This is a genomic window from Pseudomonas sp. TE6288 (assembly GCF_054062095.1).
On record NZ_JBSSEW010000004.1, the window covers coordinates 135,717 to 155,460 of the forward strand.

At 65.5% G+C, this 19,744-nt stretch carries 14 protein-coding genes and 1 pseudogene; 10 read left to right on the plus strand and 5 right to left on the minus strand.

Features of this window, described 5'->3' with window-relative positions:
• Positions 1-85 precede the first annotated feature (85 nt).
• From glgB to ACVWY1_RS05435, 3 genes are read right to left on the minus strand one after another with little or no spacing between them, the layout of a single operon-like run.
• Positions 86-2,296: a 1,4-alpha-glucan branching protein GlgB gene (glgB, locus tag ACVWY1_RS05425; protein ID WP_277503371.1), complete on the minus strand. Its 2,211-nt coding sequence runs from the start codon at positions 2,294-2,296 to the stop codon at positions 86-88.
• Entirely contained in the window at positions 2,297-5,614 is a 3,318-nt protein-coding gene (treS, locus tag ACVWY1_RS05430) for a maltose alpha-D-glucosyltransferase (protein ID WP_277503370.1), read from the minus strand.
• 47 nt (positions 5,615-5,661) lie between these two features.
• Positions 5,662-7,680 carry an alpha-1,4-glucan--maltose-1-phosphate maltosyltransferase gene (locus tag ACVWY1_RS05435; protein WP_277503369.1) on the minus strand — a complete coding sequence of 673 codons (2,019 nt, stop codon included), beginning with the start codon at positions 7,678-7,680 and terminating at the stop codon, positions 5,662-5,664.
• A gap of 139 nt (positions 7,681-7,819) precedes the next feature.
• Between ACVWY1_RS05435 and ACVWY1_RS05440 the strand changes: the two genes are divergently transcribed.
• Positions 7,820-7,981: a hypothetical protein gene (locus ACVWY1_RS05440; protein ID WP_167388392.1), complete on the plus strand. Its 162-nt coding sequence runs from the start codon at positions 7,820-7,822 to the stop codon at positions 7,979-7,981.
• A 163-nt stretch (positions 7,982-8,144) separates the two neighbouring features.
• Positions 8,145-8,405, plus strand: a complete 261-nt coding sequence (locus ACVWY1_RS05445; protein WP_102684454.1) for an acyl carrier protein — start codon at positions 8,145-8,147, stop codon at positions 8,403-8,405.
• Here ACVWY1_RS05445 and ACVWY1_RS05450 read toward each other — a convergent pair.
• On the minus strand, positions 8,380-10,050 hold the full coding sequence (locus tag ACVWY1_RS05450; RefSeq protein ID WP_277503368.1) for an AMP-binding protein: 1,671 nt from the start codon (positions 10,048-10,050) through the stop codon (positions 8,380-8,382). The two genes, ACVWY1_RS05445 and ACVWY1_RS05450, sit on opposite strands and share 26 nt — an antisense overlap.
• A gap of 311 nt (positions 10,051-10,361) precedes the next feature.
• On the opposite strand from ACVWY1_RS05450, the gene ACVWY1_RS05455 reads away from it, so the two are divergent.
• The 4 genes from ACVWY1_RS05455 to ACVWY1_RS05470 are packed head-to-tail and all read left to right on the plus strand — an operon-like array spanning position 10,362 to position 15,917.
• Positions 10,362-11,525 carry an isovaleryl-CoA dehydrogenase gene (locus ACVWY1_RS05455; RefSeq protein ID WP_277503367.1) on the plus strand — a complete coding sequence of 388 codons (1,164 nt, stop codon included), beginning with the start codon at positions 10,362-10,364 and terminating at the stop codon, positions 11,523-11,525.
• Positions 11,526-11,544: 19 nt separating this feature from the next.
• Entirely contained in the window at positions 11,545-13,152 is a 1,608-nt protein-coding gene (locus ACVWY1_RS05460; RefSeq protein ID WP_457377898.1) for a carboxyl transferase domain-containing protein, read from the plus strand.
• 3 nt (positions 13,153-13,155) lie between these two features.
• Positions 13,156-13,965, plus strand: a complete 810-nt coding sequence (locus ACVWY1_RS05465) for a gamma-carboxygeranoyl-CoA hydratase (protein ID WP_457377899.1) — start codon at positions 13,156-13,158, stop codon at positions 13,963-13,965.
• Positions 13,962-15,917, plus strand: coding sequence for an ATP-binding protein (locus ACVWY1_RS05470; protein ID WP_457377900.1), 1,956 nt, complete (start codon positions 13,962-13,964; stop codon positions 15,915-15,917). Before ACVWY1_RS05465 ends, ACVWY1_RS05470 begins: the two co-directional genes overlap by 4 nt.
• 135 nt (positions 15,918-16,052) lie before the next feature.
• Here the strand turns inward: ACVWY1_RS05470 and ACVWY1_RS05475 are convergent, their stop codons facing one another.
• A complete protein-coding gene (locus tag ACVWY1_RS05475) occupies positions 16,053-16,709 on the minus strand; it encodes a LexA family protein (protein WP_457377970.1) in 657 nt (218 codons plus the stop codon).
• Positions 16,710-16,838: 129 nt separating this feature from the next.
• Here ACVWY1_RS05475 and ACVWY1_RS05480 point away from each other — a divergent pair, with 129 nt between their 5' ends.
• The 4 genes and pseudogenes from ACVWY1_RS05480 (at position 16,839) to ACVWY1_RS05495 (ending at position 19,731) form a co-directional block, all read left to right on the plus strand.
• Complete coding sequence (locus tag ACVWY1_RS05480; RefSeq protein WP_110698643.1) at positions 16,839-17,153, plus strand: DUF6124 family protein; 315 nt, start codon at positions 16,839-16,841, stop codon at positions 17,151-17,153.
• Between the two features lie 250 nt (positions 17,154-17,403).
• Positions 17,404-17,532 (plus strand): annotated as a pseudogene (locus tag ACVWY1_RS05485) (DUF6124 family protein); the annotation flags it as partial.
• 431 nt (positions 17,533-17,963) lie between these two features.
• On the plus strand, positions 17,964-18,479 hold the full coding sequence (locus ACVWY1_RS05490; RefSeq protein ID WP_457377901.1) for a DUF4880 domain-containing protein: 516 nt from the start codon (positions 17,964-17,966) through the stop codon (positions 18,477-18,479).
• Positions 18,480-18,582: 103 nt separating this feature from the next.
• The gene (locus ACVWY1_RS05495) at positions 18,583-19,731 is read left to right on the plus strand and encodes a M14 family metallopeptidase (RefSeq protein WP_277503364.1); all 1,149 of its coding nucleotides are present in this window, start codon (positions 18,583-18,585) and stop codon (positions 19,729-19,731) included.
• Positions 19,732-19,744 lie beyond the last annotated feature (13 nt).

The window sequence follows — 19,744 nt, forward strand, 5'->3', positions numbered from 1 at the left end:
CCTCATCGCCGGCAAGCCGGCTCCCACAGGGATGGCACTCTGTGGGAGCCGGCTTGCCGGCGATGAGGCCAGGACAGTCGACACATCAGGCCGGCTTCATCACCAATACCCCCAGCGGCGGCAGGTTCAGCGCCAGCGACAATGGCTGGCCATGGCTGGCGACCTCATCGGCCACCACCGCCCCGAGATTGCCCACGTTCGACCCGGCATACAGCTCGGCGTCGCTGTTGAGCAGTTCCACCCAGTGCTCACCAAACGGCACGCCGATGCGGTAGCCCTCCCGCGGCACCGGGGTGAAGTTGGCCACCACCAGCAGCGGCTCGCCCTGGCTGCTCCAGCGCAACCAGGCATACACGCTGTTGTGCGCATCGTCGCCGATCAGCCACTGGAAACCCTGGGGCTGGCAGTCCTGCTCGTGCAGCGCGGGCAGTTCGCGGTACAGGCGGTTGAGGTCGGCCACCAGTTTCTGCACGCCCTGGTGCTCGGAGTACTGCAGCAGGTACCAGTCCAGCTGCTGGTCGTGGTTCCACTCGCGCCACTGGCCGAACTCGCAGCCCATGAACAGCAGCTTCTTGCCCGGATGGGTCCACATGAACGCCAGGTAAGCGCGCAGGTTGGCGAATTTCTGCCAGCGATCGCCGGGCATCTTGTCGATAAGCGAATGCTTGCCGTGCACCACTTCGTCGTGGGAAATGGGCAGGATGAAATGCTCGGAATAGGCGTAGATCAGCCCGAAGCTCATCTCGTTATGGTGATAGGTGCGGTGGATCGGGTCGTTCTGGATGTAGTGCAGGGTGTCGTGCATCCAGCCCATGTTCCACTTGTAGGCAAAGCCCAGGCCGCCCTGCTGTACCGGCTGGCTGACGCCGGGCCAGGCGGTGGACTCCTCGGCGATGATCAGCGCGCCCGGCGCTTCATGTGCGGCGACGTTGTTGAGATGGCGGATGAAGTCGATGGCCTCGAGGTTCTCGCGCCCGCCGTGGCGGTTGGGCACCCATTCACCGGCCTTGCGCGAATAGTCGCGGTAGAGCATCGAGGCCACCGCGTCCACGCGCAGACCATCGATGTGGAAGTGCTTGAGCCAGTGCAGCGCCGAGGCCAGCATGAATCCGCGCACCTCGTTGCGGCCGAGGTTGTAGATCAGCGTGTTCCAGTCCTGGTGAAAGCCTTCCAGCGGGTTTTCGTATTCGTACAGGGCTGTGCCGTCGAAACGCGCCAGGCCATGCTCGTCGGTGGGGAAGTGCGCCGGCACCCAGTCCAGCAGCACACCGATGCCGCCCTGGTGGCAGGCATCGACGAAGAAGGCGAAGTCCTCGGCGCTGCCATAGCGTGAGGTCGGCGCGAACAGCGACAGCGGCTGGTAGCCCCACGAGCCGCCGAAGGGGTGCTCCATGATCGGCATCAGCTCGATATGGGTGAAACCCAGCTCCTGCACATATGGCACCAGGCGCTCGGCCAGTTCGCGCCAGTTGTAGTAACGGGCGACTTCGCCGGCATCGTCCAGCTCGCAGCGCCAGGAGCCGACGTGCAGCTCGTAGATCGACAGCGGCGCGCTGTAGGCGTGGCGCTGGGCCCTGTGTTCCAGCCACTGGCCATCGCGCCATTCATGGGCCAGGGCGCCGGCCACCTTGGAGGCGGTGCTCGGCGGCAGTTCGGTGGCGCGGGCCAGGGGGTCGGCCTTGAGGGGCAGCACGCCATCATGGCCGAGCACTTCGAACTTGTAGGTCTCGCCCACGCCAAGGCGCGGCACGAACAGCTCCCACACCCCGGCGCCATGGCGCAGGCGCATGGGGTGGCGGCGGCCATCCCAGTTGTTGAATTCGCCCACCACCGACACCCGCCGGGCATTCGGCGCCCATACCGAAAAGCACACGCCGGCGACCCCATCCACCTCAATCGGCTGGGCGCCGAAACGCCCGGGCAGGTCGCGGTGGTTGCCCTCGGCAAACAGGTACATGTCCATCTCGCCCAACTGCGGGCCGAAGCTGTAGGGGTCCTCGGTGACCTGCTCGCCACCGGCCCAACCGATCTGCAGCAGGTAGGGGACCGCCTGGTCCAGGTGCGCGGTGTACAGACCGGGCACGCCGCCCTGGCGCATCTCGGCGAGTACCCTGCCGTCGTCGCGGGCCAGCACGCGCACGCTCAGGGCACTGGGCAGGAAGGCCCGGATGAACTGGCCGCCCGCACCATCGGGGTGCGGGCCGAGTACGGCGAACGGGTCGGCGTGCTCGGCGCGGGCCAGGGCATCGAGGTCCCGTTGCCGAAGGCCGCCGTTGTCACGCGTGGTTGCATTCATCTATGACTCTCCCCAGGTACTGATCAGTCCATGCAGGCCATGCAAAGGCACGGCCAGCCAACTTGGCCGGTTCTCGGCTTCATAGGTAATTTCGTAGGCGGCCTTCTCCAGGCAGAACAGCTCCAGCGCGGCGCGCTCGCCCTCGGCCTGCTGCCAGGCGTGGGGCATGGCGGCGGTGGCCAACCCGTAGGCTTCGACGAAGGCATGGCGCGACTGGTGCAGGTACTGCCGGGCGACCCGCTGCCGGGCCTGGCGCGCCGCCTCGGAGAGGTCTACCGCCGAGGCGCTGCGCAGGATCATCGCAGCAGCATAGTCGAAGGATCGCAGCACACCGCTGACATCCTTGTACGGGCTGTGTTTGGCCCTGCGTTCATCCAGCGGTCGCGCCGGCTCGCCCTCGAAATCGATCAGGTAGGCGTCGCCCTGCACCACCAGCACCTGGCCCAGGTGCAGGTCGCCGTGCACCCGCATCAGCAGCCCGCCCTGGGCCTGGTGTGCGAGATTGTCGACATGCTGCTGCAGGCCTTCGCGCTGTTGCTGCAGGTCGTCGACCAGGGCCTGGCTGTCGCTGTCCAGGGTGTCACGGTGCTGGGCGAGCAAGTCGAGGGCATGGCTCAGTTCGGCACTGATCTGGCGGCTCCAACGCTCGCTGTCGCGGGCGTCGCTCGGGCGTGAACGGAACGCTTCGTCGTCGCTCGGCGCGGCCAGCAACAGGTGCATCTCGCCCAGGCGCTGGCCAAGCAAGGCGGCAAAGCCGGTCAGCTCGGCCAGGGCATCGGTGTGCGCCTCCTGCTCGACGCTGGTGGGCTCCATCTGGTCGCGGATCGCCCGTTCCAGGGTGTTCTGCGTCCAATCCCAGGCGTCGCCCTGATTGCTCAGGTAGCCCTGGGCGATCATCAGCAGATGCGGCTGCTCGCTGTCGTCCTCGCGGCTGACCCAGGCCAGCAGCGGCGAGATGTTGGCAAAGCCGGCGGCGGTCAGGTAGGCGCTCATCTCCAGCTCCGGGTGGATGCCCGGATTGACCCGACGGATCAACTTGAGCACCAGGCTGCCGCCGACCACCACCGAGCTGTTGGACTGCTCGGCGCTCAGGTAGCGCACCTCGCTGTGCTCATCGAGCTGCAACGCAGCCAACTGTTCGGTGCTGTGGAAGCGCAACTCGCCCAGGTCCTCGCCACAGGCCAGCCGCAGGCCATCCTGGCAGCCCTGGAGCACGGCGCGAATAAAGGGCTCGAGCACGAAAGCATCGGTGATCAACCCCACCTGACGGCCACGGCGCACCCGCGACAGCGCCAGCTGCTGGGGCAGCGCGGCATTGATCTGCTCCTCCGGCAACAATCCGAAGGGCAGCTGGTAGTGGGTGACCACGCCCTCGCTGTACACCTCCAGCTCGCCAAGCAGCACCGGCAACGCCGGGGTGGCCATGCGCACACCGTAGCGCAGGCGGACCTGGTCGATCGGCCCTTCCTTGCCAGCGAACCAGCGGCGCTTGGGCAGGTACTGTGGCAGGATCGCCGCCTGCAACGTCTCGCGGGCCGGTGATTCGAGCAGCTCCTCCATGCGCTTGCGCAACACCAGGGTGGTCAGCTCGGGCAGGCCCTCGCTGGGCTGGATATGCCAGCTGGGCATGCGGTCGTGGCTGGCCAGCAGGAACCAGTAGAAGCCGTAGGGTGGCAACGTCAGCAGGAACGGCAGCTGGCCGATGGGGGGGAAGGCGCTGCCGCCGAGCATCTCCACCGGCACCTTGTCGGCGTACTGCGACAATTCCAGCTCGGCGGCCTGGGCGGCCCGCGAGACGTTGGCCACGCACAGCACGATCTCGACATTGCCCTCGGCATCGGTGTACTCGCGGATGTAGGCCAGCACCCGCCGGTTGCTCGGCGTGAGCATCTTCAGGCTGCCGCGGCCGAAGGCCTTCTGCTGCTTGCGCACCGCCAGCAGCCGACGGTTCCAGTTGAGCAGCGAATGCGGGTCGTGGGCCTGGGCCTCGACGTTGATCGTCTGGTAGCCGTACAGCGGATCCATGATCGGCGGCAGCACCAGACGCTGCGGCTCGGCCCGCGAGAAGCCGCCGTTGCGATCCGGCGACCATTGCATGGGGGTGCGCACGCCATCGCGGTCGCCCAGGTAGATGTTGTCGCCCATGCCCAGTTCGTCACCGTAGTACAGCGTCGGCGTGCCGGGCATCGACAGCAGCAGGCTGGTGAGCAGCTCGATACGCCGCCGGTCGCGCTGCAGCAGCGGCGCCAGGCGCCGGCGAATCCCTAAGTTGATGCGGGCGCGGCGGTCCTCGGCGTAGTAGTTCCACAGATAGTCGCGCTCGCGGTCGGTGACCATCTCCAGGGTCAGCTCATCGTGGTTGCGCAGGAAGATCGCCCACTGGCAGTTGGCCGGGATCTCCGGGGTCTGGCGCAGGATGTCGGTGATCGGGAAGCGGTCTTCCATGGCCAGGGCCATGTACATGCGCGGCATCAACGGGAAGTGGAAGGCCATGTGGCATTCGTCGCCGTCGCCCTCGCCGAAGTACGGGCGGGTGTCCTCGGGCCACTGGTTGGCCTCGGCCAGGAGCATGCGGTCGGGGTAGTTGGCATCGATTTCGGCGCGGATCGCCTTGAGCACCACATGGGTCTCGGGGAGGTTCTCGTTGTTGGTGCCGTCGCGCTCGATGAGGTAGGGAATGGCGTCCAGGCGCAGGCCGTCGACGCCGATGTCGAGCCAGAAGCGCATCACCCCGATGACGGCCTTGAGCACCTGCGGGTTGTCGAAGTTGAGGTCCGGCTGGTGCGAGTAGAAGCGGTGCCAGAAGTACTGGCCGGCCACCGGGTCCCAGGTCCAGTTGGACTTCTCGGTATCGAGGAAGATGATCCGCGTGCCGTCGTACTTCTGGTCATCGTCCGACCACACGTAGAAGTCCCGGGCCTTGCTGCCGGGCTTGGCATGCCGGGCGCGCTGGAACCAGGGGTGCTGGTCGGAGGTGTGGTTGATGACCAGCTCGGTGATCACCCGCAGGCCGCGCTTGTGCGCCTCGGCGATGAAGCGCCTGGCGTCGGCCATGCTGCCGTAGTCCGGGTGCACGGCCTTGTACTCGGCTATGTCGTAGCCATCGTCGCGCCGTGGCGAGGGGTAGAACGGCAGCAGCCAGAGGGTGTTGACGCCAAGTTCCGCGATGTAGTCGAGCTTGCCGATCAGACCTGCGAAATCGCCGATGCCGTCGTTGTTCGCATCGAAGAACGATTTCACGTGCAGTTGGTAGATCACCGCGTCCTTGTACCACAGCGGATCGTCGATGAAGGCTGCCGGGCGGGAACGCTTGGCCATTGGGGACTCCTTTGTGTCCGAGGGTTCAGCTTGAAGCCCATCGCGGGCTAGCGCGATTTCTCGATGCGCCAGATACCGAACGGCTGGTGCCAAGGCTCGATGCGCATCCACTGGGTCTTGCCATGCCAGGTCCAGCGCTGGCCATTCATCAGGTCTTCCCCTTGGGTGTCGGCGCTGTCGTCCAGCCCCAGCTCCCACAGTGGCAACTCAAAGCTGGCCTCCTGGGCGTTGTGCGGGTCGAGGCTGATGGCCACGAGGATGAAGTTGTCGCGCTCGGGGGTGCGCTTGGCGAAGTAGAGAATGTTGTCGTTCCAGCAGTTGAGGAACACCACCCCCAGGTGGGTCTGCAGGGCGCGGTTGTGCCGGCGGATGCGGTTGAGCTGGGCGATCTCGGCGACGATGTTGCCAGGCTGGGTGAAGTCCCGGGGGCGGATCTCGTATTTCTCCGAGTCCAGGTACTCCTCCTTGCCCGGCAGCGGCGTGCCCTCGCACAGCTCGAAGCCCGAGTACATGCCCCACAATCCCGAACCCATGGTCGCCAGCGCCGCACGGATCAGAAAGCCCGCCCTTCCGGAGGTCTGCAGGAAGAAGGGGTTGATGTCCGGGGTGTTGACGAAGAAATTGGGTCGGTAGCACTGGCTCCACGGCGGCTGGTTGAGCTCCTCGAAGTAGTCGCGCAGCTCCTGCTTGGTATTGCGCCAGGTGAAGTACGTGTAGCTCTGCGCGTAGCCGACCTTGCCCAGGCGCGCCATCATCGCCGGGCGGGTGAACGCTTCGGCGAGGAAGATCACCTCGGGGTGCTGGCTGCGCACATTGCCGATCAGCCATTGCCAGAACGGCAGCGGCTTGGTGTGCGGGTTATCGACGCGGAAGGTCTTCACCCCCTCCTCGACCCAGCCGACCACCACGTCGCGCAGCGCCAGCCACAGGCTCGGCACCGCCTCGGGGGCGTAGAAGTCGACGTTGACGATGTCCTGGTATTTCTTCGGCGGGTTTTCCGCGTAGCGGATACTGCCGTCGGGGCGCCAGCTGAACCAGCCGGGGTGCTCCTGCAGCCAGGGGTGGTCCTGGGAGCACTGGATGGCGAAGTCCAGGGCGATCTCCAGGCCATGCTCGGCGGCGGCGGCGACCAGTCGGCGGAAGTCCTCGCGGCTGCCCAGCTGCGGGTGGATGGCGTCGTGCCCGCCTTCGGGGCTGCCGATGGCATAAGGGCTGCCGGGGTCGCCGGGCTCGGCCTGCAAGGCGTTGTTGCGGCCTTTGCGGTGCTTCATGCCGATGGGGTGGATCGGCGGGAAGTACAGCACGTCGAAGCCCATGTCGCGGATCATCGGCAGGCGCTGGTGCACGTCATCGAAGGTGCCGTGGCGTTCGGGGTCGTCGGTGACCGAGCGCGGGAACAGCTCATACCAGCTGGCAAACTGGGCCGCCTCGCGGTCCACGTCCAGCGGGAATTCGCGGCTGCGGGTGAGGTAGCTGCGGTGCTCGGCCTCCCCCATCAAACGGGCGGCCTCAGGGTGCAGCAACGTCTTCACCTGTTCTTCCACCGGCAATCCCGGCAAGCGCTGCTGCAGCTGCGCCAGTTGCTCGCGCAGCAGTCCGTCGCTGCGTTCGATGCCCTTGCCCAGCAGCAGGCGGCCCTCCTCCAGCTCCAGCTTCACCTCCACGCCGGCAGCGTATTTCTTCTCCAGGTCGTGGCAATAGGTCGCCCAAGGGTCGATCCAGGCCTCGATGCTGAACAGATGGAGGCCCAGCTCGGCAGGCGTGAATTCGGCCAGCCACAGGTCGTTGCCCGGCGAATGCATGGCCACGCAGTGCCAGCGCCGGCTGTGGGCCTGGCGCCAGTGCAGGGTCACGGCCAGGCGGTCATGACCGTCGGTGTAGACCTTGGCGCCCACTTCAACCTTGTGACCGCGCACGGCCTTGGCGGCGAAGGTGCCGCCGTCGAGCACCGGGCTTGCGTCCTCGATCACGATGCGCGGCGCCAGCAGGGCCTGGGACAGGCTGATGGCCTGGTCCGGGTGATCACCTGCCATCGGCACGCTTTCGAACGGCTCGTTACCAGACATCGACCTTGCTCCCCTGGGCTGGTGGCGGTAAGGGTTCAGAGCCGTGCGCAAGCGCGAGGGTTCAAAAAAAATGAGCGCAGGGCGCAGGCTTGGGTCAAAGCCTGCGACACCTCTTCATTCATCCCGCGAGGCCAGGCCCATGAACATTCCCATTCCACCGGAGACACCCGACCCGAACATCGACGACCCGACCTTGCCGCCGCCGGTGCCCGAGGAGGACCCGGACGAGCTGCCGATCAAGCCGACCGTGCCGCCGACCGTGGGCGACCCGCCAAGCCAGGAGCCGCCGGTGAAAGCTTGAGGATAGACAAGGCTGCGCAAATCTGAACGCCTTGGCCGGCCTCGTCGCGGGGCCGGCATTCACAGCACAAAACCTGGCTCAACCGCACCTGGCATTTCTACCAGTAGCACCTGCCCGCAAAGCCACGTACAGAGAAGCCTCACTCTCTGACGATCCTTCCGGCATGCACTCACGCCTCTACATCGCCTTCCACCTGCAATGGATCCTCGCAAGCTTCCTGGAGCAGAGCCTGCACCAGATCCGCCCCGACATCTCCCTGGACGAGCTGGGCGCCGACAGCTTCGACCTGATGGAGCTGCAGGCGATCATGGAGGAAACCTTCGGCATCTTCATCGCCGAGCCCCTGCGTACCTATACCACCTTCGCCGAACTGGTCGAGCTGGTCTACACGACCATGGCTAACCCCCCAGCTCCTCCACACTGATCTCGCGCATGCGAAACTTCTGCACCTTCCCCGTCACCGTCATCGGAAACTCTTCGACGAAGCGGAAATGCCGCGGTGTCTTGAAATGCGCCAATCGCGCCTTGCACCACTGCTGCAATTCCTCGGCCGTGGCATGGTGCCCAGGGTGCAGGCGAATCCACGCCACCACCTCCTCGCCGTACTTGCTGCACGGAATCCCCACCACCTGCGCCTCGGCCACGGCCGGATGGGTATGGAAGAACTCCTCCAGCTCGCGCGGATAGATGTTCTCGCCGCCGCGAATGATCATGTCCTTGTTGCGCCCGACAATGCGTACATAACCCTCGTCGTCCATCACCGCCAGGTCGCCGCTGTGCATCCAGCCGGCCGGGTCGATGGCGTCATGGGTGGCCTGCAGGTTGTCCCAGTAACCAAGCATCACGCTGTAACCACGAGTGCACAGCTCGCCGATCTCACCCTGTGCGACGATGCGCCCGTCGGCGTCCACCAGCTTGGTCTCCAGGTGCGGATGGGTACGGCCCACGGTGGTCACGCGCAGCTCCAGGCCATCGTCGGGACCGGTCTGCAGCGACACCGGGCTGGTCTCGGTCATGCCGTAGGCGATCTGCACCTCGGCCATGTGCAACTGGTCGATCACCTTGCGCATCACCTCGATCGGGCAGGTGGCGCCGGCCATGATGCCGCTGCGCAGGGTGGACAGGTCCAGTTGCGTGCGTGCGGGGTGGTCGAGCATGGCGATGAACATGGTCGGCACGCCATAGAGGATGCTGGCGCGCTCCTCGGCCACGGCACGCAGGGTGAGCTCCGGGTCGAAGGCATCGTTGGGGTAGATCATGGTGCTGCCGTGGGTGATGCAGCCGAGGTTGGCCATGACCATGCCGAAGCAGTGGTACAGCGGCACCGGGATCACCATGCGGTCGCGCTCGCTCAGGCCCAGGCTCTGGCCGACCATGTAGCCGTTGTTGAGGATGTTGTAGTGGCTCAGGGTCGCGCCCTTGGGCGCGCCGGTGGTGCCGGAGGTGTACTGGATGTTCACTGGCTGGTCGAACTGCAGGCCCTGTTGCCGCGCCTGGTAGGTCTCAACCTCGACCGCCCCTGCCCGCCCGGCCAGCGCGGCCCAGGGCAGGAAGCCCGAGGGCGGCTCGGCGGCCAGGCTGATCACGCCACGCAGGTCGGGCAGTCGTTCGCTGGCCAATTCGCCCAATGCGTGGGTCGCCAGCTCCGGCACCAGTTCCTGCACCATCGCGTGGTAGTCGGAAGTCTTGAAGGCATCGGCGCACACCAGCCAGCGGCAGCCGGACTGGCGCAGCACGTACTCCAGCTCGCCCACCCGGTAGGCCGGGTTGATGTTGACCAGGATCGCGCCGACCTTGGCCGTGGCCAGTTGCAGGATGCACCACTGGGCGCAGTTGGGCGCCCAGATGCCAACCCGCTCGCCCACCTCCACCCCCAGCGCCATCAAGGCCTGGGCCTGCACATCGACCTCGGCGGCGAGCTCGCGCCAGCTGTAGCGCAGCCCCTGGTGGCGCACCACCAGCGCCTCGCGCTCGCCGTGGCGGGCGACGGTGGCATCGAAGGCCTGGCCGATGGTCAGGGTCAGCAAGGGGTGGTCTTGACGGCCGCGGGTATAGCTTGGTTGAGGCATGGTGATCCCTTCTTGTGGTTGTTCTGGGCATGACTGAAGCAGGCGGCGAATACTCTGGCGCAGATTTACGTTTACGTAAAGGTGATGATCCGATTGACAGCCCCGGAAGGCAGGTTTACGTTAACGTCAACCACGCATCACGACGACCGGACGGGAGCGCGGTTGTGGGAGCGGGCTTGCCCCGCGATGAGGCCGGACCAGGCAACACAGCTGGCCGCTCTGACGGGCATCGCGGGGCAAGCCCGCTCCCACAACTCCGTTTCCGCAAGGTCGCCGTGGTACCCAAATTTCAAGAACAAGAAGGTGCCCACATGCATTACCCCAGCCTGAACTTCGCCCTGGGCGAGACCATCGACATGCTCCGCGACCAGGTGCACACCTTCGTTGCCGCCGAGCTGGCGCCGCGCGCCGCGCAGATCGACCACGACAACCTGTTCCCCGCCGACATGTGGCGCAAGTTCGGCGACATGGGCCTGCTGGGCATCACCGTGCCCGAAGAATACGGCGGCGCCGGCCTGGGCTACCTGGCCCACGTGGTGTCGATGGAAGAGATCAGCCGGGGCTCGGCGTCAGTGGCCCTGTCCTACGGCGCCCACTCCAACCTGTGCGTCAACCAGATCAACCGCAACGGCAGCCACGAGCAGAAGCTCAAGTACCTGCCCAAGCTGATCAGCGGCGAGCACATCGGCGCCCTGGCCATGAGCGAGCCCAACGCCGGCTCCGACGTGGTGTCGATGAAACTGCGCGCCGAAAAACGCGGCGACCGCTACGTGCTCAACGGCAGCAAGACCTGGATCACCAACGGCCCCGACGCCAACACCTACGTGATCTACGCCAAGACCGACCTGGACAAGGGCCCCCACGGCATCACCGCGTTCATCGTCGAGCGCGACTGGAAAGGCTTCAGCCGCAGCAACAAGTTCGACAAGCTCGGCATGCGCGGCTCCAACACCTGCGAGCTGTTCTTCGACGGCGTCGAAGTGCCGGAAGAAAACATCCTCGGCCAGCTCAACGGCGGCGTGCGCGTGCTGATGAGCGGCCTGGACTACGAGCGCGTGGTGCTGTCCGGCGGCCCGACCGGCATCATGCAGAGCTGCATGGACCTGGTGGTGCCTTACATCCACGACCGCAAGCAGTTCGGCCAGAGCATCGGCGAGTTCCAGCTGATCCAGGGCAAGATCGCCGACATGTACACCCAGCTCAACGCCAGCCGCGCCTACCTGTACGCCGTGGCCCAGGCCTGCGACCGCGCCGAGACCACCCGCAAGGACGCCGCCGGGGTCATCCTCTACACCGCCGAACGCGCCACGCAGATGGCCCTGGAAGCGATCCAGATCCTCGGCGGCAACGGCTACATCAATGAATTCCCGGCTGGCCGCCTGTTGCGCGACGCCAAGCTGTACGAGATTGGCGCCGGCACCAGCGAAATTCGCCGGATGCTGATCGGCCGCGAACTGTTCAACGAAACCCGCTGAGCACAAGGAACGGGCGCACATGGCTACCCTGCATACCCAGATCAACCCGCGCTCGGCGGAGTTCGCCGCCAACAGCGCGGCCATGCTCGAACAGGTCCAGGCCCTGCGCGGCCTGCTCGCCCAGGTCAGTCAGGGCGGCGGGCCGAAGGCCCAGGAGCGGCATACCTCGCGGGGCAAGCTGCTGCCTCGCGAGCGCATCGACCGCCTGCTCGACCCAGGCTCGGCGTTCCTCGAGATCGGCCAGCTGGCCGCCCATGAGGTGTACGGCGAAGACGTGCCGGCTGCGGGCGTGATCGCCGGCATCGGCCGCGTCGAAGGCGTGGAGTGCATGATCGTGGCCAACGACGCCACGGTCAAAGGCGGCTCCTACTACCCGCTGACGGTGAAGAAGCACCTGCGCGCCCAGACCATCGCCCTGCAGAACCGCCTGCCATGCATCTACCTGGTGGACTCCGGCGGCGCCAACCTGCCACGCCAGGACGAGGTATTCCCCGACCGCGAGCACTTCGGGCGGATCTTCTTCAACCAGGCCAACATGAGCGCCCTGGGGATACCGCAGATCGCCGTGGTGATGGGCTCGTGCACCGCCGGTGGCGCCTACGTGCCAGCCATGGCCGACGAAGCGATCATGGTGCGCCAGCAGGCGACCATCTTCCTCGCAGGCCCCCCTTTGGTAAAAGCCGCGACCGGCGAGGTAGTCAGTGCCGAGGACCTCGGCGGCGCCGACGTGCACTGCCGCACCAGCGGCGTGGCCGACCACTATGCCGACAACGACGAGCACGCCCTGGCCATCGCCCGGCGCAGCGTCGCCAATCTCAACTGGCACAAGCAGGGCAAGCTGCAATGCCAGGCACCGCTCGCGCCGCTGTACAACGCCGAAGAGCTGTACGGCGTGGTCCCCGCCGACGCCAAGCAGCCGTTCGACGTGCGCGAGGTGATTGCGCGGCTGGTCGACGGTTCGGTGTTCGATGAGTTCAAGGCGCTGTTCGGCACCACCCTGGTGTGCGGCTTCGCCCACCTGCACGGCTACCCGGTGGCGATCCTGGCCAACAACGGCATCCTCTTCGCCGAGGCCGCGCAAAAAGGCGCGCACTTCATCGAACTGGCCTGCCAGCGCGGCATCCCGCTGCTGTTCCTGCAGAACATCACCGGTTTCATGGTTGGGAAAAAATACGAGGAAGGCGGCATCGCCAAGCACGGCGCCAAGCTGGTGACGGCAGTGGCCTGCGCCCAGGTACCGAAGTTCACGGTGATCATCGGCGGCAGCTTCGGCGCCGGCAACTACGGCATGTGCGGCCGCGCCTACGACCCGCGCTTCCTGTGGATGTGGCCCAACGCCCGCATCGGCGTGATGGGCGCCGAACAGGCGGCCGGCGTGCTGGCCCAGGTCAAGCGCGAGCAGAGCGAGCGCAGCGGCGAGGTGTTCAGCGCCGATGACGAGAAGAAGCTCAAGCAGCCGATCCTCGACCAGTATGAGCGCCAGGGCCACCCCTACTACTCAAGCGCCCGACTGTGGGACGACGGTGTCATCGACCCGGCGCAGACCCGCGACGTGCTCGGCCTGGCGCTGTCCGCCGCGCTGAACGCCCCGATCGAACAGAGCCGCTTCGGCATATTCCGGATGTGACCCATGAGCGAATTCGCCACCCTTGAACTGGTCAAGGACCCTCGCGGTTTCGCCACCCTGTGGCTGAGCCGGGAAGACAAGAACAACGCCTTCAACGCGCAGATGATCCGCGAACTGATCGTCGCCCTCGACCAGCTAAGCGAGGATAGCGGCCTGCGCTTCGTGGTGCTGCGCGGCCGTGGCCGGCACTTCAGCGCCGGCGCCGACCTGGCGTGGATGCAGCAGTCGGCGCAACTGGACTTCAACACCAACCTGGACGACGCCCATGAGCTGGGCGAGCTGATGTACGCCCTGCACCGGCTCAAGGCGCCGACCCTGGCCGTGGTGCAAGGCGCGGCCTTCGGCGGCGCGCTGGGGCTGATCAGTTGCTGCGACATGGCCATCGGCGCCGAGGACGCCCAACTGTGCCTGTCGGAGGTGCGCATCGGCCTGGCTCCGGCGGTGATCTGCCCGTTCGTGGTCAAGGCCATCGGCGAGCGCGCCGCCCGCCGCTACGCCCTCACCGCCGAGCGCTTCAGCGGCGTGCGCGCCCGCGACCTGGGCCTGCTGGCCGAGGTGTACCCGGCCGCCGAACTGGACGCCCAGGTCGAGGCCTGGGTCGACAACCTGCTGCAGAACAGCCCGCAGGCGCTGCGCGCCACCAAGGACCTGCTGCGCGAAGTGGATGACGGTGAGCTGAGCCCGGCCCTGCGCCGCTACTGCGAGAACACCATCGCCCGCATCCGCGTCAGCGCCGAAGGCCAGGAGGGCCTGCGCGCCTTCCTGGAAAAACGCCGCCCTGCCTGGCAAGACAACAAGGAACCGCGCCCATGAGCCGACCCACGCTGACCACCCTGCTGGTCGCCAACCGCGGCGAAATCGCCTGCCGGGTGATGCGCACCGCCAAGGCCATGGGCCTGACCACCGTGGCCGTGCACAGCGCCACCGACCGCGACGCGCGGCACAGCCGCGAGGCCGACATCCGTGTCGACCTCGGTGGCAGCAAGGCCGCCGACAGCTACCTGGTGATCGACAAGCTGCTCGCCGCCGCCAAGGCCAGCGGCGCCCAAGCCATCCACCCAGGCTATGGCTTCCTCTCGGAGAACGCCGGTTTTGCCCGCGCCATCGAACAGGCCGGGCTGATCTTCCTTGGCCCACCGGCCAGCGCCATCGATGCGATGGGCAGCAAGTCGGCGGCCAAGGCGCTGATGGAGGCCGCCGGCGTGCCGCTGGTGCCGGGCTACCACGGCGAGGCCCAAGACCTGGAGACCTTCCGCGCCGCCGCCGAGCGCATCGGTTACCCGGTGCTGCTCAAGGCCAGCGCCGGGGGCGGCGGCAAGGGCATGAAGGTGGTCGAGGAGGAATGCCAGCTGGCCGACGCCCTGGGCTCGGCGCAACGTGAAGCGCAGTCTTCGTTCGGCGATGCGCGCATGTTGGTCGAGAAGTACGTGCTCAAGCCGCGCCACGTGGAGATCCAGGTGTTCGCCGACCAGCACGGCCACTGCCTGTACCTCAACGAGCGCGACTGCTCGATCCAGCGTCGCCACCAGAAGGTGGTCGAGGAAGCCCCGGCACCGGGCCTCTCCCCCGAGCTGCGCAAGGCCATGGGCGAGGCCGCGGTGCGCGCCGCCCAGGCCATCGGCTACGTGGGGGCCGGCACTGTCGAGTTCCTGCTCGATGCCCGTGGCGAGTTCTTCTTCATGGAAATGAATACCCGCCTGCAGGTGGAGCATCCGGTCACAGAGGCCATCACCGGGCTCGACCTGGTGGCCTGGCAGATCCGCGTGGCCTGCGGCGAGCCGCTGCCTTTGACTCAAGAGCAGGTGCCGCTGATCGGCCACGCCATCGAGGTACGGCTATACGCGGAGGATCCGGCCAACGAATTCCTCCCGGCCACCGGCACCCTGGCGCTGTACCGCGAGTCGGCGCCGGGCGAAGGCCGCCGGGTGGACAGCGGCGTCAGCGAGGGCGATGTGGTATCGCCGTTCTACGACCCGATGCTGGGCAAGCTGATCGCCTGGGGCCAGGACCGCGAACAGGCGCGCCTGCGACTGCTGGCGATGCTCGATGAGTTCGCCATTGGCGGGCTGAAAACCAATATTGCCTTCCTGCGCCGCATCCTGGCGCACCCAGCGTTTGCCGAGGCGGAGCTGGACACCGGGTTCATTCCGCGTCACCAGGATGTGTTGTTGCCTGCGCCTCAGACTTTGCCGGCCCATTTCTGGGAAGCTGCCGCCGAGGCGTGGCTGCAAAGCGAGCCTGCGCTAAAGCGCCAGGACGACCGCGCTTCACCGTGGGCGGCCCGCGATGGCCTGCGCCTGGGCTTGCCGGCGCACAGCAGCCTGCATTTGCAGTGTGAAGGGCATGAACAGGCGGTGGCACTGGAGCGCAGCGCGCCTTCGACTTATCGCCTGGAGGGGGAGCAGCTGTGTCATGACCAGGATGGTCTGCGCCATCGCCACCTGGCGGTGCGTCGGGGTGGCACGCTGTACCTGCAGTGGCAGGGTGAGCTGCATGCCGTCAGCGTTCATGACCCGATCGCTGCGGCCGAGGCCAGCCACAGCCACCAGGGCGGGCTGGGTGCGCCGATGAACGGCAGTATCGTGCGGGTGCTGGTGGAACCGGGGCAGGCTGTGGAGGCCGGTACTGCGCTGGTGGTGCTTGAGGCGATGAAGATGGAGCACAGTATCCGGGCGCCCCATGATGGGACGGTGAAGGCGCTGTTCTGTCAGGAGGGGGATATGGTCAGCGAGGGGACAGTGTTGGTCGAGCTGGAGGAGGCGTAACGGCGGCAATGTGTTCGTCGAAAGGGTTGTTTCGCCTCTGAGATCGAGCGCCGCCCGCGCGGCGCTCGATCTCGAGAGCGCTGCAAGGCTCCCGCCTGGCACCTCGCAGCCCCAACACGGTCTGTGCGCGCGAACCTAGAGCACCCCGTGCATCCGCACCACAACGCCAAGGAACTCGCACCCCTCCTCGCACAGCACCGTCGGATACAAGGTATTGAGCGGCCTGAGCATGCGCTGCCCGCCCTCCTCGATCAACTCACGCAGCACGGCCGACTTACCGGGCTGCCGAGCCACCACCAGCCTGCCCGGCGTCACCTCGATCCCCGCATCCACCAGCACCCGCATGCCCAGCGGCACGCTCCTGCCGCTGGCGGCATTCATCGAATCGTTCTCGACCGGCAACCAGAACGCATTGCCCGCAGGCATGTAATCGGTCAGCTCATGAACTTCACAGGATTGCGGCAAAGGCCCGTCCAGGTCGGTCCAGCTCAGCACTGGAAAGCGGAAACTGGCATGGCGCAAGGCATTGACCGAAAGCGGCCGCTCCACGGCATAGCCCCCCCTGGTCTCGCGAACCGTAACGTCACGCTCGACCACCATCACCCGCGCTTCGAGGTACACCAGCCCGAGCTTTTCCAGCTTCTCGTTGACTGTCACCAGGGTGGGCCTGCGCGTGCCACGCAGCCAATGGCCGACACCGCCTTGGGTCATGCCCAGGCGTTCGGCCAGTTGGTGCTGCTTGAGGTTGTGCTCGCGCTGATAGCGCGACAGAAATTCGATCCAGTTTTCCATGGCAGTGAACAATACGGACTGGATGAACGGCATCAATACACATTCTGAATTATCTCAGAACTCAAAAATAATACAAATTGACCTAACATCAACGCTCATTGTCCTCGAAGGGATTTCACAGGAGCAGTCATGAGCAATTCGACAAAAGAAGAAACAGATCTCGACGAAGAAGCAGCCCGCCGCGCCCTCGATTTCTACCTCAACCCCACCCCCACGCCCCGCGACCTGGAGCGTTCACTGTGGACCCTGCGCGAAGGCGTCAGCGACGCCCAGGCCAGCGAGCACGCCATGGCACTGCTGCGCTGCGCATCGGCCACGGCACAGGAAACCGGCAACCATCTGCAGGGCACGACACGGGAAGTGGTGTTTGCGCTGATGCACATGATCAACATGGCCCGCGCCCTGCTGGAGCAGTGCCACGCCACGGAAAAGGCATCGATCTGAGGGGGAGAACTGTGAGCAGGCGCCGGATTTGGCACCAACGCGATATTTGGCACTCTGATAAATCATAGAAAAATCAATATTTTGCGCTATTTTTCGGTGCCAAAGGCTGCGCTAAGGAAAATGGGGATTTTCTTCATTCTTACGCATTTTTGCAGGCTATTTGGCATTCAAAATCGTCTCTAGCCCGCATGTTTACTGGGGATGCCAAAGACAGCGCTTCACAGTGCCAAATCCACCGCCTCCTCACACCACGGCACAGGAAACCGGCAACCATCTGCAGGGCACGACGCGGGAAGTGGTGTTTGCGCTGATGCACATGATCAATATGGCCCGCGCCCTGCTGGAGCAGTGCCACGCCACGGAAAAGGCATCGAGCTGAAGGGAGAACGTGATAGCCGACGAACGGCAAAAGCCCCGATTGCCGGGGACGAGGAGTGCGTCAGGAATATTTTTTTAGCCGATCGCTGAAAAATCATTTGACTGGCAAATGATAACGATTATTATTGCACTCAGCAGGTCGCGAGACCCGCTGGATAACCTGCAACGTCCTCAGGTCGGACGCTCAGATTATCTCCTCATCAGGCTAATCACGGTTTTTGACCCGGCTTTTTGCCGGGTCATTTTTTTTGGCTCTTCAGGCTAATGAAGATCGTTTAATGGCCGCGATGATAGCAAAAGTGTGTCAGCACGTGAATGCTCATTACAAATCTTTGCGGAATCAGCACTTGAGAATCAATCTCGTTTAGCCTAAGCTGGTTCGGCATCAAGGAAGATGCCCCCACCCCTTTCCTTATGAGCAAGGAGCTGTCCATGACCCGCCTGCTGCTGCCCCTCGAGCACGACCCGCGCCCTGCCGAACTGCACGCTGAAGACGCGCTGCTGCATGCACTCAAGCGCTTGCCGCGCCGGGTCCAGCAAGTCTTCCTGCTCAACCGCCTCGACCAGCAGAGCTTCGCCGCCATCGCCGAGCGCCTGGACCTGCCACTGATCAGCATCGAGCGCCACATGAACCAGGCCCTGCAGACCGCCCGCGCGCCCGGCGACGCGCTGGCCAGCATTGCCGGCCAGTGGTACGTGCGCCTGCAGAGCCCGCAGGTGACCGCCAGCGAACGCATCGACTTCCGCCGCTGGCTGGATGCCAACCCCGACCACCTGCGCGCCTTCCACGAAACCGAACTGCGCTGGCGCAGCCTGCTCGCCCCGGCGCGGCAATTGGGCCATGACGGCTGGTACCGGCAAGGACGCGCGGCGCTTTCGCTAGGTGGCTGTTCGATTGCCGTCGGGCTTGGTGTTGCTGCGCTTGTGGCACTGGGGCTGCTGGCCTGATTCGCAGGCGCGGACTTATCCACGACTGCGTCAATTAACCTGCGCACCCGCGCCACCAGGCGGTGTAGAGTACGGTCACAACAACGCCAACAGGAGGCTGGCAATGACCGTGACGCTCTCCCCGCTGCACATCGACTGCGATTTCGACTCCGGCAACATCCTGGTCCTGGACGCCAGCAACCCTGCGCACGTCCACCTGAACATCCGCAAGGACAGCCACAGCGACCACTTCCAGTGGTTCCATTTCAAGGCCAGCGGCCTGACTCCGAGCCAGGTCCATCGCTTCAGCCTGGACAACGCCCACCAGTCCTCCTACAAGCACGCCTGGACCGGCTACCACGCCGTGGCCTCCTACGACCAGCAGACCTGGTTCCGTGTGCCCAGCCAGTTCGACGGCAAGGCCCTGAGCTTCGACTTCAAGGCCGAACAGCCACAAGCCTGGTTCGCCTACTTCGAGCCCTACCCCCGCGCCCGCCACAACCAGCTGATCGAGCGCGCCAAGCAGATCCGCGGCGTCAAGCTGCTGGCCAGCGGGCGCAGCGTGCAAGGTCGGGATATCCCGCTGCTACGCGCAGGCAACGGCGCGGCCGGCAAGCGCAAGCTGTGGCTCATCGCCCAGCAGCACCCGGGCGAGCACATGGCCGAGTGGTTCATGGAAGGTGTGATCGACGCCCTCGAAGCCAACGCCTCGGTCATCCAGCAACTGCTGGCCAAGGCCGACCTGTACCTGATCCCCAACATGAACCCGGATGGCGCCTTCCTCGGCCACCTGCGCACCAACTTCAAGGGCAAGGACCTCAACCGCGCCTGGCAGGACGCCAGCGTCGAGTTGAGCCCCGAGGTGTTCTTCGCCCAGAGCCAGATGAAGCTGCATGGCGTGGACGCGTTCATCGATGCCCATGGCGACGAGGAGATCCCCCATGTGTTCACCGCGGCCTGCGAGGGCAACCCCGGCTATACGCCACGCATCGCCAAGCTGGAAGAGCAGTTCCGCAGTACCCTGTGCAGCCTGACCCCAGACTTCCAGGTGAAGTATGGCTATACCCGCGACGAACCAGGCCAGGCCAACATGACCCTGGCATGCAATGCCGTGGGGCAGACCCATGACTGTCTGTCGCTGACCCTGGAGATGCCGTTCAAGGACCACGACGATGCGCCGAACCCGCGCACCGGCTGGTCGGGTGAGCGCTCCAAGGCGCTGGCCGGGGCGGTGCTTGAGACGTTGCTGAAGATGGTTGGCGACCTGCGCTGAGCAACGCCGTCAC